Annotated in this window: 16 protein-coding genes and 1 other RNA gene; 9 read left to right on the top strand and 8 right to left on the bottom strand. The window is 38.3% G+C overall.

Features of this window, described 5'->3' with window-relative positions; translation table 11 throughout:
• The first annotated feature begins 77 nt into the window (after nt 1-77).
• From trhO to yghU, 3 genes are all read left to right on the top strand, one after another.
• Entirely contained in the window at nt 78-1,082 is a 1,005-nt protein-coding gene (gene trhO / locus L0668_RS09835) for an oxygen-dependent tRNA uridine(34) hydroxylase TrhO (RefSeq protein ID WP_235312170.1), read from the top strand.
• 92 nt (nt 1,083-1,174) lie between these two features.
• Nucleotides 1,175-1,420, top strand: a complete 246-nt coding sequence (locus L0668_RS09830; protein WP_235312168.1) for an EF-hand domain-containing protein — start codon at nt 1,175-1,177, stop codon at nt 1,418-1,420.
• A gap of 134 nt (nt 1,421-1,554) precedes the next feature.
• Complete coding sequence (yghU, locus tag L0668_RS09825) at nt 1,555-2,433, top strand: glutathione-dependent disulfide-bond oxidoreductase (protein WP_268820284.1); 879 nt, start codon at nt 1,555-1,557, stop codon at nt 2,431-2,433.
• A gap of 34 nt (nt 2,434-2,467) precedes the next feature.
• On the opposite strand, the gene L0668_RS09820 is transcribed toward yghU, so the two are convergent.
• Entirely contained in the window at nt 2,468-4,270 is a 1,803-nt protein-coding gene (locus L0668_RS09820) for a putative bifunctional diguanylate cyclase/phosphodiesterase (RefSeq protein WP_235312166.1), read from the bottom strand.
• Between the two features lie 533 nt (nt 4,271-4,803).
• Here L0668_RS09820 and L0668_RS09815 point away from each other — a divergent pair.
• The 3 genes from L0668_RS09815 to L0668_RS09805 all read left to right on the top strand — a co-directional run bounded on the left by L0668_RS09815 (nt 4,804) and on the right by L0668_RS09805 (nt 7,916).
• Complete coding sequence (locus L0668_RS09815) at nt 4,804-5,619, top strand: formate/nitrite transporter family protein (RefSeq protein WP_235312164.1); 816 nt, start codon at nt 4,804-4,806, stop codon at nt 5,617-5,619.
• Nucleotides 5,620-5,705: 86 nt separating this feature from the next.
• A complete protein-coding gene (gene cynS / locus L0668_RS09810) occupies nt 5,706-6,149 on the top strand; it encodes a cyanase (protein WP_235312161.1) in 444 nt (147 codons plus the stop codon).
• Between the two features lie 33 nt (nt 6,150-6,182).
• The gene (locus L0668_RS09805; protein ID WP_235312158.1) at nt 6,183-7,916 is read left to right on the top strand and encodes a bifunctional protein-serine/threonine kinase/phosphatase; all 1,734 of its coding nucleotides are present in this window, start codon (nt 6,183-6,185) and stop codon (nt 7,914-7,916) included.
• A gap of 30 nt (nt 7,917-7,946) precedes the next feature.
• Here the strand turns inward: L0668_RS09805 and rpiA are convergent, their stop codons facing one another.
• From rpiA to ssrS, 7 genes are all read right to left on the bottom strand, one after another.
• Nucleotides 7,947-8,603 (bottom strand): ribose-5-phosphate isomerase RpiA, encoded by a 657-nt coding sequence (gene rpiA, locus L0668_RS09800; RefSeq protein ID WP_235312156.1) that lies wholly within the window; start codon nt 8,601-8,603, stop codon nt 7,947-7,949.
• A gap of 74 nt (nt 8,604-8,677) precedes the next feature.
• On the bottom strand, nt 8,678-9,268 hold the full coding sequence (locus L0668_RS09795; protein ID WP_235312154.1) for a 5-formyltetrahydrofolate cyclo-ligase: 591 nt from the start codon (nt 9,266-9,268) through the stop codon (nt 8,678-8,680).
• A 21-nt stretch (nt 9,269-9,289) separates the two neighbouring features.
• Nucleotides 9,290-10,903 carry a hybrid sensor histidine kinase/response regulator gene (locus tag L0668_RS09790; RefSeq protein ID WP_235312152.1) on the bottom strand — a complete coding sequence of 538 codons (1,614 nt, stop codon included), beginning with the start codon at nt 10,901-10,903 and terminating at the stop codon, nt 9,290-9,292.
• 99 nt (nt 10,904-11,002) lie between these two features.
• Nucleotides 11,003-11,944, bottom strand: coding sequence for a nucleoside hydrolase (locus tag L0668_RS09785; protein WP_235312150.1), 942 nt, complete (start codon nt 11,942-11,944; stop codon nt 11,003-11,005).
• Nucleotides 11,945-11,963: 19 nt separating this feature from the next.
• Nucleotides 11,964-12,857 (bottom strand): ribokinase, encoded by an 894-nt coding sequence (locus L0668_RS09780; protein WP_235312148.1) that lies wholly within the window; start codon nt 12,855-12,857, stop codon nt 11,964-11,966.
• A gap of 166 nt (nt 12,858-13,023) precedes the next feature.
• Nucleotides 13,024-13,434: a hypothetical protein gene (locus L0668_RS09775; protein ID WP_235312146.1), complete on the bottom strand. Its 411-nt coding sequence runs from the start codon at nt 13,432-13,434 to the stop codon at nt 13,024-13,026.
• Nucleotides 13,435-13,463: 29 nt separating this feature from the next.
• Nucleotides 13,464-13,645, bottom strand: a non-coding RNA gene (gene ssrS, locus L0668_RS09770) — 6S RNA.
• A 260-nt stretch (nt 13,646-13,905) separates the two neighbouring features.
• On the opposite strand from ssrS, the gene L0668_RS09765 reads away from it, so the two are divergent.
• The 3 genes from L0668_RS09765 to L0668_RS09755 are packed head-to-tail and all read left to right on the top strand — an operon-like array spanning nt 13,906 to nt 17,129.
• Complete coding sequence (locus tag L0668_RS09765; protein WP_235312144.1) at nt 13,906-14,475, top strand: UPF0149 family protein; 570 nt, start codon at nt 13,906-13,908, stop codon at nt 14,473-14,475.
• 25 nt (nt 14,476-14,500) lie between these two features.
• Nucleotides 14,501-15,940, top strand: a complete 1,440-nt coding sequence (pepP, locus tag L0668_RS09760; RefSeq protein ID WP_235312326.1) for a Xaa-Pro aminopeptidase — start codon at nt 14,501-14,503, stop codon at nt 15,938-15,940.
• Nucleotides 15,927-17,129 carry an FAD-dependent monooxygenase gene (locus L0668_RS09755; RefSeq protein ID WP_235312142.1) on the top strand — a complete coding sequence of 401 codons (1,203 nt, stop codon included), beginning with the start codon at nt 15,927-15,929 and terminating at the stop codon, nt 17,127-17,129. The genes pepP and L0668_RS09755 overlap by 14 nt, the downstream gene beginning before the upstream one ends.
• Nucleotides 17,130-17,186: the final 57 nt, after the last annotated feature.

The following is a 17,186-nucleotide window of genomic DNA, read 5'->3' as shown; positions in this document are numbered from 1 at the left end:
ATTTAAAACACATTTGCTAACATCGCGCTCCAATTTTTTGCTCTGGGATTACGCCCCAATTTCGCAAGGTAGTAAATATGTCAAAACATTCTAAATATGTTGTTTGTGCGTTATATAAATTTGTTTCTTTAGAAAACTTTAAAGAACTTCGTCAGCCGTTACTCCAATTTATGGAGTCTAACAATATCAAAGGTACCTTGCTTTTAGCCCATGAAGGGATAAATGGAACTGTATCTGGTACCCGTGAAACCATTGATGCTTTGTTAGCTTGGTTAAATGCTGATGAACGTCTTAACCCTATCTCAACTAAAGAATCTTTAGATGAAACCCAACCATTCCATCGCACTAAAGTGAAATTAAAAAAAGAAATAGTGACTTTAGGTGTTGAAGGTATCGACCCGCTTAAAACGGTAGGCACTTATGTCAAACCTAAAGATTGGAACGCACTTATTTCTGATCCTGAAGTGTTTGTTGTGGACACTCGTAACGATTACGAAATTGAAATTGGCACCTTTAAAAATGCGGTTAATCCTAAAACCGATTCATTTAGAGAATTTCCCCAATACGTCAAAGACAATATGGACCCTGCCAAACATAAAAAAGTCGCCATGTTTTGCACCGGTGGTATTCGTTGTGAAAAATCAACAGCCTATATGAAAGAGCAGGGCTTTGATGAAGTATTCCACCTAGAAGGTGGGATTTTACAATATTTAGAAGATGTACCTAAAGATAACACTATGTGGGAAGGGGACTGTTTTGTGTTTGACAATCGTGTAGCAGTTAATCATGACTTAGAAAAAAGTCACTACGACCAATGTTATGCATGTAGGCTACCTATTACTGAAGAAGACAAACAAAGTGACGTATTTGAACCAGGGGTAAGTTGCCCTAAATGTCACGGTACACACAGTGAAGAGCAGATCGCCCGTTTTAGAGAAAGAGAAAAACAAGTTAATTTAGCCCGCGAACGAGATGAAGAGCATCTAGGCTTAGAAGCTCGAAAAGCCATTAAATTAAGACGCCAGCAAAAAGGTGCAGCAAGACGAGCACAAAGAGCGGCTATGGGAAAACCTAACGGTTAAGTTCTCGCGGGCTGACATTAGGTAATTTCAATGGACACATACTCCTAAGAAGGGGTAGACTTAACTCATTGAAACAAAAGTTGAAAAAAACTATGACAGATAAAAAATTAACGCCTGAACAAGTTGCCGAAGCCCGCAAAGAGTTCGATTTCTTTGATTCAGATGGAAGTGGTCAAATTGGCTTAACTGAATTTATCGAGTTGTTAACGGTTTTATCGCCAAAAACTAAAGCTAGCCATGTTGAAGAAGGTTTTGGATTAATTGATAAAAACCATGACGGCTCAATCGATTTTGATGAGTTTTTAGTCTGGTGGCAACAATCTTGGTGGGAATATTAAGTCTTACTGAAACTCGTTTTTACAAAGCCCAAATAGCAATATTTGGGCTTTTTTGTTTAGTACAGTCAAAAAGTGAAATTTTTATAAGCATTAAACGTACTTGTTTAAAGAACAATTTTAATGGGATTAAATTGATGTCACAAATATCAAATACAACAAAGTATACACCTCCAAAAGTTTGGACATGGGACGCATCAAGTGGAGGGCAGTTTGCTAACATTAACCGGCCTATATCTGGAGCCACTAAAGATAAAGATTTGCCTAAAGGACGACACCCTTTTCAATTGTATTCATTGGCTACACCTAATGGTGTCAAAGTTACTGTAATGTTGGAGGAATTATTAGAGTTAGGCATTAAAGATGCAGAGTACGATGCCTACCTGATTAATATTGGTGATGGCGACCAATTTTCTTCTGGCTTTGTAGAGGTTAACCCAAACTCCAAGATCCCCGCATTGGTGGACAAGTCTGGTGATGTTGAGATAAATGTATTTGAATCAGCTTCTATTTTACTTCATTTAGCCGAAAAATTTGGACATTTTTTGCCTAAGCAAGGCACAGCCGCAAGAGTAGAAACGCTCAATTGGTTGTTCTGGGCACAAGGTTCAGCTCCGTTTCTGGGTGGTGGATTTGGGCATTTCTATCATTACGCTCCAGAGAAGTTCGAATATCCAATAAATCGTTATACTATGGAAGTGAAACGTCAACTAGATGTGTTGGATAAACAATTGGCGACTAAAAATTATATTTGTGGCGATGATTACACTATTGCTGATATGGCTATTTGGCCTTGGTATGGCGTGTTAGTGCGCGGTGGTTTGTATGAAGCTGCAGATTTTTTACAAGTGAATGGTTATAAAAATGTAATCCGTTGGGCAAACCAAATTGCGGTTCGACCTGCGGTCAAGCGAGGAGTGAAGGTTAATCGCACTTGGGGAGATCTTTCTGAACAATTACCCGAGAGACATCATGCAAAGGATTTTGCCACCAAAACATTAGACAAATTGGCATAATTAATTTTTGTATTGAAGTGTTAAACATTTATCTTCAGTTGTTTAACATTTCAACTAGGTCATGCCAGCTAACTGGCTTTGATAATAAGTATCCTTGATATTGTGCGCAGTCTTTTGTTAGCAAATAATCCATTTGATAAGTCTCTTCAACTCCTTCAGCAATGACATTCAATTCGTATAATTTTGCTAAAGATAAAATAACATCAATCATAGAGCCTTTTGTCTTATCACTATTAGATATTTTGCTAACAAAAACTCTATCAATTTTTAAGGTATCTACTGGATAGTGTTGTAGTTGGTTAAACGCTGTATAACCTGTCCCAAAGTCGTCTAGAGAGAGTTTAAAACCTTGATTTTTTAATTGAATAAGAATTTCAGTACTACTTTTATCATGATCGACTAGGCTGGTTTCGGTTATTTCAAATTCTATAAAATGAGGGCTTATACAATAAGTTTGAGCCAATTTACCCACTTGGCTTGGAAATTTCTTATTTTTAAGTTCTAAAGCAGATATGTTAATTGCAAAGGTAAAATCTCTATTTTTTAAACTTTCTTGCAGTGTTTTGATTTTAATAAATGCTTGCTCGATCACAAAAAGATCAATCTCTTTAATTAAGCCCATTTTTTCGGCTATTGGAATATATTTGTCTGGACCATGCAATGATAGCTCTTTGTCCGAAGTGCGAATTAACACTTCAGCACCAATTACTTCTTTTGCTTGGTTGTAAATGGGCATAAATGTCAGAAAAAATAACTGTTCTTTAATGGCTAATTTTAAACGTTTTAGAATTAAATTATTAAGTTCTAATTCTGTAGATAAGTCGTTATCAAATATTACGAATTGATTTTTTCCTATACTTTTAGCTTTAAACATAGCTTGGTCTGCTTGAAACATTAAGTCACTAGTGTCGGTATTTTTTAAGTTTGACGAAGACACACCAATACTTACGTGTACCTTTAGATCAATACCTCGAATACACATGGGGGCGCAAATTTTTTCCATTAATATTTTGCAAATATCTTGCAAATTTTGCAATGTGTGTACATCTATATTTGCGAGAACAAATTCGTCACTTACAATTCTAGCTACTTTTGTTGAACCTTCTATTTTGTATTTATATGTTGGAGGAGTGGTAATATTCGTAATTCTTTTACTTATAATTTGTAATACTTCGTCGCCTAACGTATTGCCATAAGAGTCATTAATACTCTTAAAATCATCAACATCAATATAAAAGATGCTTAGACTTTGGGGATATGAAAGCTCTTTTATTTTTTGATTTAACCAATTCATTAAGTTTCGACTATTAGTTAGGCCTGTTAAATAGTCTTGCTTTGCTTCAAATTCTAATTCTTTTTTATGTTTAGCTACTGCGATAGCATACATAATGGATAAGGTGATAGTAATAAAAATAGGTACTGCTAGTAATAGAGTAATTTTAATATTAATAGTATTTAAGCAGGCTAGTAAGCTACCTATAGCTAGAATTGAACTTGTGAAAACGGCCCTACGAAATGGTAAATGAAAAAAGAGTGATATGATAAAAGGGAATACATAAACTAATCCTCTAAACCCTTGTTCATAGGTTGTGTAAATAATTGAGCATGTCATCACAAAAGCAATTAGGTTGTGAGGCCAATACACATACTTGAATTTTATACTTTTATATAAAACGATACTCATAAAAAAAGCATTGATTCCGCACACAATGCCAATACCTAATTTCTCCCAAAAAATATGGTACATAAAAAAAGCAAAAAGTGCGGTAATGCCTGCCACTAAATATATTACATGAATTATTCTTAATGGCAGTCGTTCAGTGGATGTAGAAATCATTTATACCCTTGAATAATAGTTATTGCAGATAAATGCATGAAATTTTGTGATCAGAGTATAAAAATTCACATTGGAAGATTATTTAAATAATAACCCGCAGAAATTTATTAACCTTTACATTTATCAATCTATTTATTTTTATTGTATTCAATGAGTTAGCTTACATTGTTTGTTTCCCATCTGAAAACAATGAAAATGTAATTTTTTGTAATCGAAATCTTAATTTTAACTAGGCATTGTTAAAACCTCGGTTCGTGAAATGCACAAGAACAGTGCGCTTGACATAAGTTTGTGCCCTGTTCTTGATAATAATTTTTATAAACTCTTCCCTAGCTCAATGAAACTAACGGTGTAATAAATGGCGTGCTCTTTGCTTTACAAGATTTGAATCAAAACCAATGACGGTTTAAAAGAAAAGATTCAACGGATAACGGCGTCCATCCATTCACTTGAGTTTCAGGTGAACGGATGTGCGCTTTTTTTTGATTTAAAAAACGTCAATAACACATAAAACACATAAAAGAGGTGCTGGAATGTCCTATTTAGAACCGAGTGAGTTTGCCACCAAAATGGTAGACGCGGGTGAGCAGAAAATTTTCATGTCCACCAAAGATACATTAATTAGAGCTTTTATGGCGGGTGCCATTCTTGCCTTAGCAGCATTTTTTGCCATCACGGTAATTGTAAAAACAGGTAGCCCAATATTGGGATCGGTATTATTCCCAGTTGGTTTTATCATGCTCTATTTAATGAAGTATGACCTACTAACAGGTGTATTTACTTTAGTGCCACTTGCGGTTATTGATAAAAGACCTGGTTGCACAGTAAAAGGCATGTTGCGTAACTGGGGTTTAGTTTTTCTAGGAAATTTAGGAGGGGCATTAACTACCGCTTTTTTTGCATCTTTTATTCTGACCTACGGTTATCAAATTGATGGCGGCATCATTGCTGAGAAAGTATCCACAATTGGCGAATCAAGAACCATTGGTTATAAAGAGCAAGGCCTTGGAGGTTGGTTTACTATCTTTATCCGCGGCATGTTATGTAACTGGATGGTATCTATGGGGGTAGTAGGTGCAATGATTTCTACTTCTGCTGGCTCTAAGATGGCTGCAATGTGGATGCCAATCATGTTGTTCTTCTTCATGGTGTTTGAGCACTCAATTGTTAACATGTTCTTATTCCCATTCTCAATGATTATGGGTGGTGAATTTCATTTATCAGATTATTTAATTTGGAATGAGATTCCAACTGTACTAGGTAACTTAGTTGGTGGTTTCTTATTAGTTGGCTTACCAATTTATTACACTCACGTTCGTGAGAGCAGAAAGCGTAACGCTGCTGCTTAATCTTTCCTAACGACCCTTTGCTGGCTGTACAAATTTCATATATGTGGCAGTCAGCAAACATGACCTTAATTTATGAGAGAAAAAAAATGAATCGGAATGAAGTAACTGAACTAATTGTTTTACAAAAACAACTTAAAAACCTGACTTGGCCGCAACTTGCAGAAGCTGTAGGGCAAAGTAAAGAATGGACTACCGCTGCTTTGTTAGGTCAAATGACCTTAACGTCGGAACAAGCTACAACTGTAGGTGATTTGTTAGAATTACCAGAGGCCGCTGTTGCACAATTACAAGTGGTGCCTTATAAAGGCTCTTTGCCTACAGCAGTGCCAACAGACCCATTAATTTATCGTTTCTATGAATTAATTAGTGTATACGGTACTACCTTCAAAGCGCTGATTCATGAAGAATTTGGTGACGGGATAATGAGTGCCATTGATTTTGATATGGATTTGAGTCGTAAAGAAGATCCAAAAGGTGATAGAGTCAAAATTACCATGACAGGTAAGTTTTTACCCTACAAGAGTTACTAACCCCCTCAATCTTAGTAGTAAGGATCTCACACTATGCCCAGTCAATTAACAGTATCGGTTGGGCAATATTCTGATAAAGGTCGTAAGGCCGAAAATCAAGACTTTCATGGTGTGATCATACCTAGCGAGCCACAGTTATCTACAAAAGGTATCGCCATTGCTATTGCTGATGGTATCAGTAGCAGCAATGTGAGCCACCTTGCCAGTCAAGCCACTGTGAGGGGGCTATTAGACGACTATTATTCTACCTCCGAAACTTGGTCGGTAAATAAGTCAGCCATGCAAGTGTTAACCGCCATTAACTCTTGGTTGTTTTCTCAAAGTCAAAAGGGTGAACATAGGTTCGATAAAAACAAAGGATATGTGTGCACCTTAAGTGCGCTAATTCTAAAATCTACTACTGCCCATGTTTTTCATTTAGGTGATAGTCGTATATACCGTATTCGCGATAAGCAAGTGGAACAGCTGACCGAAGATCATCGCGCATGGATCTCAAAAGAGCAAAGCTATTTAAGTCGCGCCATGGGAATTTACCCGCAACTTGAATTAGAGCACCAATCATTTTCAGTAGAGCCCAACGACATTTTTGTACTGGCCACAGATGGTGTTTATGAACACCTTGGTTTTGAAAAAATGTGTGAGTTTATTGATGAGCATCAATCTGATTTAGATACTGCGGCTAAGTTGATGGCAGAGTATGCGTTTGATGATGGCAGTACCGATAATCTCAGTGCCCAAATTTTACGAGTCGACTCCCTGCCTAGCCAAGATATAAAAGAGCGTCTTGAACAACTTACTACTTTACCGTTTCCGCCCATTTTAAATGTACGCAGCGATTTTGATGGTTTTAAAGTTGTACGTAATTTATATGCTACCAGTCGTAGTCATATTTATTTAGTCGAAGACCAAGAGCAAAATAAAACATCAAACCTACCGGTAGTACTAAAAACTCTTTCTGTTGATTTACAAGAAGATGCCGCTGCCATAGAGCGCTTTTTGATGGAAGAGTGGATAGCTAAAAGGATTTCTAGTGCTCATGTACTTAAACCTTGTGAACAGTCTCGTAAACGAAACTTTTTGTATACCACATTTGAATTTATCGAGGGTCAAACTCTGACCCAGTGGATGATTGATAACCCCAAGCCGAGTGTGCAAGCAGTGCGAGAAATTGTTGGCCAAATAGCCAAGGGATTACAAGCCTTTCACCGTTTAGAAATGTTACATCAAGATTTACGTCCAGAAAACATCATGATTGATAGCTTGGGTGTGGTTAAAATAATTGATTTTGGTTCAACCAAAGTCGCTGGATTAATGGAAATGACCCAATCTATCGAACATCAAAACATACTTGGTACTGCCCAATATACTGCCCCAGAGTACTTTCTAGGTGAAGTTGGTACATCTAAATCCGATTTATTTTCTTTAGCGGTTATCACTTATCAAATGTTAACTGGTAGGTTGCCTTATGGTGCGGAAGTCGCTAAAACTCGCACTAAGTCAGCCCAACGTAAGTTGTACTATCAAACTGCTCTACATGATGATAGAGAAATCCCTGCTTGGATTGACGATACTTTAAAGAAAGCGTTGCAGCCAGACCCGTTTAAACGGTATCAAGAATTATCTGAATTTGTGTTTGATTTGAGTCAACCGAGTCAAACCTTCTTAAGTAAAACTAAACCACCGCTATTAGAGCGAGATCCTGTGGTGTTTTGGCAAAGTATTAGCGCTATTTTAGTCGTGATAATCATTGTTTTACTTAATACCTAAGCTGAATTAGGGGCTTAATTACTTTTGGCGTTATTCAATCGTATTTACACCTTGCTCGGTGCCTACTAATACTACATCTGCGCCGCGATGGGCAAACAAGCCATTGGTGACTACACCCACTATGGCATTGAGTTGTCGTTCTAGTTCAACGGGATTAAGTATTTTTAGATTATGCACATCTAAAATTACATTGCCGTTATCGGTTACCACACCTTGGCGATATTCAGGATCACCACCTAGTTTTAATATTTCTCTGGCAACATAAGAGCGTGCCATAGGAATGACTTCTACAGGTAGTGGAAACTTACCCAATACTGGCACTTGTTTACTGTCATCTATGATACAAATAAATTTCTTGGCGACAGCTGCAATAATTTTTTCGCGGGTAAGAGCAGCCCCTCCACCTTTTATCATGTGTTTATGTTCGGTTATTTCGTCGGCACCATCGATATAAATATCTAAACTTCCCACTGAGTTTAAATCAAGTACCTCTATGCCTAGTGCTTTTAGGCGGGCAGTTGAGTCTTCTGAACTCGACACTGCTCCAGCTAAATCATGCCTAATATCAGCCAAGGCATCGATGAAATGTACTACGGTAGAACCAGTGCCTACACCTATAATACTGCCTTGTTCTATGTACTTTACAGCAGCTTGGGCCGCGGCTTTTTTCTTATCGTCTTGAGTCATGAGTGTAATTTTTACTTAAAAATTAATGCCGGTAGTGTAATGCTTCAAACGCTATAACCCAAACATTTATTAAATCAATCAATCTTAAAAAATTGTTTAGGAGTGACTATCCCGTGTAACGGAATATCCCAACCATCAGTGGGGAGTTTGTTTGCTTGTTGGCAGTTGTGGGCCAATCCAATAAGTTGGGTATTTAGGTTGTTTCGTTTGATTGGCGCTAAGGTTCGGTCGTAATACCCCCCACCCATGCCTAGCCGATTACCTTGTTGATCAAACGCAACTAAAGGAGTAAAAACTAAATCTATATTTTGGAGAGGGACTTGGTTGTATTGAGTAATCGCTGGCTCAGCAATGCCGTAGGTATTAATTTGCATTTGACTGTTAGCTTGATACTCCACAAACACTAAGTGCCCTGAATTATTAGGATCTAACACAGGTAACACCACTTGAATATTATGTTGCCAGCAATATTCAATAATGGCTGAAGGATCAAGCTCACCGTCATTTGCCAAATAACAAGCAACGGTTTTTAACTTTGATAATTCAGTTGTTTGCAGACAAGTTTGTAAAGCTGCCTGAGCAACAATATTCTGCTGCTCTTTATCTAACTGATTACGTAATTTGCGAAAATGTTGGCGTAATTCTTTACGTTTAAAAGGGACCATACCATTAGCTACCAGTCATCATTATTGAGGAATATAACGATTAAGTACCTCAATTAATTTGTTTTTTTCTAATGGTTTTGTCAGGTAATCATGCCATATAGCAGTGTTGTTATCGTCGCGCTCTTGGGCAAAGGTATCTGCTGTGAGGGCCACAATCATGAGGTTAGGATGAGTTTGTTTAATTATCTTAGTAGCTTCTCGACCATCTATGCCTGGTAAATGAATATCCATAAATACTAAATCAAAATCAGTTTGTTGGTTTTTTTCAACGGCTATTTCACCGCTCTCGGCCAAAATAACCGGTAAGTTTAGCGATTCAAATATTGCTGCCATAACAGCTTGATTAATTTCATTGTCTTCTACTAACAGCACTTTAGCCTGTAAGTTAAACATTTGTGCTGGAGCCTCAGTATTTTCTATTTTACTGATAGATTTATTTTTGGTCTTCATCGGCAGTGTAACAATAAATTGACTGCCTTTGTTTAATTGGCTTTTAACTTCAATTGTTCCATCAAGAAGTGTCACTAATTTTTGCACAATCGATAAACCTAAACCGCTACCTTGCTGGTTGTTAGTATTGCCCACTTGTTGAAATTTATTGAATAACTTTTCTTGATCTTGTTCAGATATGCCAACTCCCTGATCAATAATACTAATTATTAATCTTTGATTTTCATATGAAAAATCGGCATTTACAGTGTTTCCACTAGTAGTAAATTTAATGGCATTATGCACTAAGTTAGTGACGATTTGACTGATTAGAGCCTCGTCGATAACTAGTTCTTCAGGTACATTCTTGTTAATACTGACAGAAAACTTTACTTGTTTGTTTTTGGCGCCAATGTTTAACATTCTTTCCAAATGATGAATTAAATCAGCAAAATCTACAGGTTTTAAAGTTATTGGCATTTTGCCTGCTTCAATTTTATTAATGTCTAGTACTGAATTGACAACACTCAATAATCGTTTGCCTGAATAGTCTATGTTTTCTAAATACTCAGTTAGTTTGGGATCAGGGTGTTGCTCTACTTGATCTAAAAGAAGTTGACTGAAATTTATAATTGCATTGAGTGGTGTGCGTAATTCATGACTCATATTCGACATAAAGTCAGTTTTGTGTTCAGTCGCGACTTTTAGGTCTTTGATTTTTTTTCGCAATTCCATTTGAGAAATAACTGCTCTGCCCAATATCTCAAGAGATTGTTTTTGTTGTTCTGTGAGTTTACTGGGTTTTTCATCAATAACACAAAGGGTACCAATAGCATGTCCACTGGCTGTCTGTAACTGGGTACCAGCGTAAAATCGTATATTTGGCGCACTCGTTACTAAGGGGTTATCAAAAAAACGCTCATCGAGTAGTGTGTCCTCGACTTCAAAAATATCTTTTTGGTGAATAGCATGGGCGCAAAATGCAATATCTCGAGAGGTTTCAGTTGCATCTATTCCTACTGTAGATTTAAACCACTGCCGTTCAGGGTCGACTAGGCTTATTAATGTTATGGGTTTGTCACATATTTGAGAGGCAAGCAAAGTAAGATCATCAAATACTTTTTCAGCTTCTGTATCTAAAATATCATAGTCATATAACGCTTGTAGACGAGCTACCTCGTCACCTGTTTTAGGTGCTATTTGCATTCTTTCATACTCTAATTTAGTTTTTATTGCGTTAACATAAAATTATGTAACGCAATCTTCAGCTAATTATTAATGTGCATTTTACTCTTGTTGTTTAGTTTATGAGCTGTATGTGTCTAAGTAAAGTTGAGTTAGGCGTTGGTTGTTCACTTTTGTGGCAACATTAATTTGTTGTGCATCTAGCCAATCGGGGCTAGCCGTGGTGTTAGGTAATGCAATGGATGTTTGACCAATATTTAGTGGGTCAGTCGATACTCTGGCATGGCCAGTTTGTAATTCAAATAAACTTGGATCTATCAAATGCGCAATAGGCATAGCATCGTGGAAAAAACACACATCATCATCACGATTCTGTGAATAAAATTCCACATAAAATTGTGCTGCGTCATGCACAAAACCACCCAATTTAGGGTTAATATCTTTCAAGGTGGTTAAAAAATCAGGCGTAAATGGGCAAGAGTTTGTCACATCCAAACCAAACATATTGAGTTCCCAATCTGCGTCAAACACAATTTCAGCGGCGTATGCGTCATTCCATATATTGGCCTCAGCCACTGGTGTCACGTTACCTCTAACAAATGCAGCGCCACCCATGATCGATACTGCTTTGATTAGTTTTGGTAATTCAGGCTCTAAACGTAAGGCTAGGGCTAGATTTCCTAAAGGCCCAATGGCAACTATTGTGATTTCACCCGGATATTTTCGAGCCATATCCACAATAAACTGTGCTGAACTGCGCGGATCAAGCTGGCCTTTTGCTGGTGGAAAATTAATATTTCCGAAGCCATCATCGCCATGAACAAAGTGCGCATAAGTCGACTCTGGTCCCACCCAAGGTCTAGCGACGCCTTTACATACAGGTATATCTTTGCCGGCCAAATCACAAAGAGTAATGGCATTTTTTGCAGCCATCTCAACAGGGACATTACCGTATACTGTGGTTAACCCTAACACTTCTATTTCTGGTCTTTGAAAGGCAAAGAATATTGCCATAGCATCATCGATACCTGGATCTGTGTCTAAAATAATTTTATGGCTCATTTGAAAAGTCCTTAATAAGTTAATTATATTTGGCTAAAAAGCGATCCACTTCTTGAGCGGTTGGAATAGATTGGGCTGCACCTTCTTTTGTCACGGCTAATGCTGACGCTGCACAAGCTCTGACTAAAGCGGTTTTGGCATCACAATGACCACTGTAAGCTGCCAAAAAATAGCCAATAAAAGTATCGCCGGCAGCCGTCGTGTCAACAGCGTTAACGTCAAAAGCTGGCACATCTATTGATTTATCGGCTTTTAACATTCTCACGCCAGCCTTACCCATAGTGATTAATACTTCGCAATGAGACCAATTTTGTCGAAAGTAAGCCTCCATTTGGTCAAGTGTTGTTTGCCCTGATATTTCAGAAGCTTCCACTTCATTTACAATTAATAGGTTAATACAGTCATGGGGTAATGAATTGACAGAATCAGTCATAGGAGCTGGGTTAAAAGCGACCTTTAACCCCTTATCTTTAGCCAGAGTTAACACTTGTTCAACACAACTAGTTTCATTTTGTGTTAGCACCCAGTCTGAGGATTTCGCTCCATCTAAAGATTTCATTATGTCGTTTTCAGATATTTCTTGATTGGCTCCACCAAACAATACAATGGCGTTTTCTGCCGAAGGCGTAACCTGAATAATCGCATGGCCAGAAGGACTTTCAATACACTCAAGATATTTACAGTCAATGCCATCACGGATCAAACTTTGTTTAAAGTTTGAATCATGTTCGTTGATTTTACCAACATGAAATACCTCGGCCCCAGCTTTTGCTAAGGCAATAGATTGATTAGCACCTTTACCCCCAAGTAATCTTTGATAATCACTAGAAGCAAGGGTTTCGCCGGGTTGTACAAAGTGTTCTACTTGATATACATGGTCAATATTGACCGAGCCTATATTAATTATGGCCATACTCTAAATACCTTAAAGCTTTAGCTAAGTGGAATAGCGCTAGTCTAGCTGATTACGGCTCGGTATAAAATAGACTATTTGGTCAGGTTTTTGGTTGTTGATAATTTCAAATTAAAATAAGGTCTAGAAAATCGTAATCTTTGAGGGGAATTAAGGGTTAAAACTATTAGGCGAATAGCCCTGTAAACTTTTGAAAAAAACCTCTTTTAGCAACGTAAGGGGTAGTGTTAGTTAAAAATATTCTCGCAGAAATAGTTGCTCCATGTCCCCAAGGCCACCAAGCCACCATAACTTGTGGACGGTTATCAATGTGGCTACAAAATAATTTTTGTTCTTTGATTAATTTTCCAAAAGAGCCTGCGAAGTGTTTAATCTCAGGTGGCGCTTTTTTGATACTTTTGGCGTCCCAACAATTAGGTAATAAATTTTTAAGTGAAAACAAAACTTGGTCTTTCTTATCGACCGAAAACTCGGCTAACATGACCTTATGGAAGTCGTCATATTTCCATTTAACCAATGGCGATAAGGCTTCTATAATTTCTTTTCCATGTAATTGTAAATGCTCTTCTTGACTCATTTTTAATTCTTAATCCTTGTAAAAATTGGGTGTCTCCCAAAATGCCGCTGTCTAGTGTAAGCCCGTGAACCGAAAGTTCAGGGCGGAAGTATCATCACTACCTTAGGCTTCTCGATACGAGCCGAGCTTGCACAATAGCAGTGGAATCAACTTCCTGGGTAAAAAGCATCGGCCAGGGACATGACTAAACTGGCTAACATTCCAGGAGACGTTGCAAACAATCTAGCCAAACCAATTTTGCACTTGGTTTGCACTAAATTTCGAGCATTATAAACTTTAAGTACTGATAGTTACCAGCGCTAATAAGTTGTAGCTTATACGCCATAGCTTTAACGCTAGTTTTCTAACCAAGTGGTGCTAATTAATTGTTGCTAAAGATGGATGAGCATTGGTATCAATTAATGACAGTGTTAGCATTAGATATCTAATGCCACTTGTATCAATTTCAAATAGAAGATTAAGAGAGCTTAAGTGAGTACATCAAGTAACTTGTTCGACACCCTAACTGCGCTTTTAGAGCGCAATGACATTTTAACCAGCGCGGCAGAAGTGCAAGGCATGTTTTGCGGCATGTTAGGCGGAGGTATGCCTTTGGAGTGTCGAGATTGGTTAGAGCCTTTATCTGACTTTATCCACCAAGGTGAAGTGTTTAACCCTGAGGTGCAAAAAGCCTTTAATGAGTTATACGACCACACTTGCCAGCAACTTGTAGAAAGTGATTTTTCATTAGTACTGTGCTTACCCGAAGATTCTGCACCAATTAACGAACGTGGCCAAGCCTTGTTAAATTGGGTGCAAGGATTTTTATTAGGATTTGGCTTACATCAAGCTGATTTAACTGGCTGTTCTGCTGATGTCAAAGAAGCCTTAGAAGATTTTTCTGAAATAGCTCGTATGGACGACGAAATGAGTGAAGATGAAGAATCAGAGCAAGCCTTATTTGAAGTCGTAGAATATGTGCGTATGACAGCTATGTTGTGTTTCAATGAGCTTGGTAAATCTCCTGAACAAGAGCAAAGTGAGCCGAAAACAGTCCATTAATCTGGTATGAGTATTCTTGAATAATATGTCTAAAACAGAGTTTAAAAACCGCAGAAACCAATTACTGCAATCAATGCAAGCCAACAGTATTTGCCTGATCTCAGCTGCAGAGTTAGTGACCAGAAGTCGAGATACCGAATTCTCTTTTCGACAAGATAGTTATTTTCAATACCTGTGCGGTTTTCCCGAACCTCAAGCATGGCTAGTACTTTCAAATAAGGCGCCTGCTGCTAGCAAAGAGCAAGCTGCTGGCAAAGAGCAAGCTGCTAGCAAAGAGCAAGCTGATAAAAAGGCGCTGTCAAAGCATACAGACGACTCAAGCGGCTTGTCGGTGTTGTTTTGTTTGGATAAAGATCCCACAGCTGAAATATGGCAAGGTCGCAGGTTTGGGCCAGATAAAGCCAGTCAAGAATTTGGACTCGATTTAGCATTTGGTCTAGAACAACTGGAAGAAAAGTTAGTTGAATTAGTGGATGGCCATCAAAATCTATATTTTGCTCAAGGCCATAATGCCGCAGCTGATGAATTCGTAGCAAATTTAATGCAAGCCTTACGTGAAGCGCCTAAACAAAGTATGTTAGCGCCCACTAGCATAATTGATGTACGTATTATTCTAGATGAAATGCGCTTGATTAAATCGGATGCTGAGTTAGATATTATGCGTCAAGCGGCAGACATATCGGGTCAAGGGCATAAACGGGCTATGCAATTTTGCCAAGCCGATAAAAACGAATATCACCTAGAAGCAGAGATCCATCACGAATTTGCTATGCTTGGAGCCAAACATCCTGCCTATGGCACCATAGTTGGTGGTGGAGACAATGCTTGTATTTTACACTACACCGAAAATAATCAGCCGTTAAAAGCGGGAGATTTAGTGCTGATAGACGCTGGGTGTGAATTACAAGGATACGCCGCAGATATCACTCGAACGTTTCCGGTATCAGGCAAGTTTAACCCCGTTCAGGCACAGCTATATCAGATAGTATTAGATGCTCAATTAGCTGCATTTGAGTGGGTTAAACCAGGAAATACCATCAAACAAGCCACAGATGTTGCAGTGGAAATTATTACCCAAGGGTTAATTGATTTAGGAATTTTACAAGGTCAGTTAGCCGAAAATATTGAGCAGCAAACTTACCGCCAATATTTCATGCATGGTTTAGGGCATTGGCTGGGATTAGATGTGCATGATGTGGGGACTTATAAAATAGACGGTCAAGATCGGCCTTTGAAACCTGGTATGGTGTTAACCATAGAGCCAGGAATTTATATCGCTCCAGATGCTGATGTGGATCCTAAATGGCAAGGTATAGGTATCCGCATAGAAGACAATTTAGTGGTAACCGAAAAGGGTTATGAAAATCTAACTCAATCCACGCCCAAAACTATCGGCGAGATTGAGGGTTTGATGCAGCAAACCTCCACAGCAAAACAATCAAGGCAATCTCATGCAAGTGTTTGATGTCGTCGTTGTTGGTGCTGGCATAGTTGGCCTAACCCAAGCATTGGCGTTGAAAAATATAGGTTTGTCAGTAGCTGTTATTGATGGAAACCTAAGTAGTCACTTTCCAAGTGAAGCGCCAGAATTGAGAGTCAGTGCTCTTACGCTAGCCACACAAACAGTCTTGCAAAATGTCGGAGCATGGCAACATTTAAACCAAAAGCGTATGGGCCGATATGCTGATATGTTGGTGTGGGATCAAGACAGTTTTGCCAATATTGAGTTTGCCGCACAGCAAGTCGGTCAAGAGCAACTAGGTTATGTGGTTGAAAATCAGCATATACGCCATGCACTTTGGATGGAAGCTGAGCAAGCCAGTTTTATCCAAATATTGGCTCCTAAAAAAATCCAAAAGTTAATCTTTGGTCAACATGAATGTTTTATTCATTTAGATGATAATAGCCATATATCCGCTCGTCTAGTAATTGGTGCAGATGGCGCTAATTCTATTGTCAAAAAGCAGGCTAATCTAGCGCAAACATTTTGGGATTACGACCAAGATGCCATTGTTGCGACCATTAAAACTGAACACTCACATCAATATGTTGCCAGGCAAGTGTTTACTGCACATGGGCCATTAGCATTTTTACCTTTATGGGATGAACATTATTGTTCAATAGTGTGGTCTCAAGATGAACCTAAAGCCAAACGCTTGTTAGGACTAGATAAAACTGATTTCGAAAAGGAATTAACCGCCAGTTTTGATGCTAAATTAGGTTTATGTGAATTGGTCAGCAAGAGACAAGCTTACCCTTTAAAAATGCGTTACACCCGCCAATGGGTAGGTGAGCGCGTTGCCTTAGTGGGCGATGCAGCACACACCATGCACCCACTAGCTGGTCAAGGTGCAAATCTTGGGATATTAGATGCTGCCGCTTTAGCTGAACAAATTATTACGCTGGTGGAAAAAGGTAAAGATATTGGATTAGCTAGACACTTACGTCCCTATGAGCGTTGGCGTAAAACTGAGGCTGTAAAAATGATTGCTACCATGGAGGGATTTAAACAAATTTTTTCTGGGCAAGATCCGGTTAAAAAATTAATCAGGGATATTGGTTTAGCTACCATAAATAAGCTACCCAAAACCAAACATTCTATTATCAAGCAAGCTATGGGATTGGAAGGGGAATTGCCAAAACTAGCGAAATAAGGTGTTCGCTTTGGATAAATCCGATTACACTTAGGTTTAGGATTACGGAAATTAATT

The organism is Paraglaciecola algarum (assembly GCF_021532655.1).
Lineage (GTDB): Bacteria > Pseudomonadota > Gammaproteobacteria > Enterobacterales > Alteromonadaceae > Paraglaciecola > Paraglaciecola algarum.
This window is presented reverse-complemented; position numbering and strand designations above follow the sequence as displayed.

What these genes read in the sequence shown, in the direction of transcription:
- trhO (WP_235312170.1), top strand. Translation starts at nt 78, where the DNA reads ATGTCAAAACATTCTAAATATGTTGTTTGTGCGTTATATAAATTTGTT.
- L0668_RS09830 (WP_235312168.1), top strand. Translation starts at nt 1,175, where the DNA reads ATGACAGATAAAAAATTAACGCCTGAACAAGTTGCCGAAGCCCGCAAA.
- yghU (WP_268820284.1), top strand. Translation starts at nt 1,555, where the DNA reads ATGTCACAAATATCAAATACAACAAAGTATACACCTCCAAAAGTTTGG.
- L0668_RS09820 (WP_235312166.1), bottom strand. Translation starts at nt 4,270, where the DNA reads ATGATTTCTACATCCACTGAACGACTGCCATTAAGAATAATTCATGTA.
- L0668_RS09815 (WP_235312164.1), top strand. Translation starts at nt 4,804, where the DNA reads ATGTCCTATTTAGAACCGAGTGAGTTTGCCACCAAAATGGTAGACGCG.
- cynS (WP_235312161.1), top strand. Translation starts at nt 5,706, where the DNA reads ATGAATCGGAATGAAGTAACTGAACTAATTGTTTTACAAAAACAACTT.
- L0668_RS09805 (WP_235312158.1), top strand. Translation starts at nt 6,183, where the DNA reads ATGCCCAGTCAATTAACAGTATCGGTTGGGCAATATTCTGATAAAGGT.
- rpiA (WP_235312156.1), bottom strand. Translation starts at nt 8,603, where the DNA reads ATGACTCAAGACGATAAGAAAAAAGCCGCGGCCCAAGCTGCTGTAAAG.
- L0668_RS09795 (WP_235312154.1), bottom strand. Translation starts at nt 9,268, where the DNA reads ATGGTCCCTTTTAAACGTAAAGAATTACGCCAACATTTTCGCAAATTA.
- L0668_RS09790 (WP_235312152.1), bottom strand. Translation starts at nt 10,903, where the DNA reads ATGCAAATAGCACCTAAAACAGGTGACGAGGTAGCTCGTCTACAAGCG.
- L0668_RS09785 (WP_235312150.1), bottom strand. Translation starts at nt 11,944, where the DNA reads ATGAGCCATAAAATTATTTTAGACACAGATCCAGGTATCGATGATGCT.
- L0668_RS09780 (WP_235312148.1), bottom strand. Translation starts at nt 12,857, where the DNA reads ATGGCCATAATTAATATAGGCTCGGTCAATATTGACCATGTATATCAA.
- L0668_RS09775 (WP_235312146.1), bottom strand. Translation starts at nt 13,434, where the DNA reads ATGAGTCAAGAAGAGCATTTACAATTACATGGAAAAGAAATTATAGAA.
- pepP (WP_235312326.1), top strand. Translation starts at nt 14,501, where the DNA reads ATGTCTAAAACAGAGTTTAAAAACCGCAGAAACCAATTACTGCAATCA.
- L0668_RS09755 (WP_235312142.1), top strand. Translation starts at nt 15,927, where the DNA reads ATGCAAGTGTTTGATGTCGTCGTTGTTGGTGCTGGCATAGTTGGCCTA.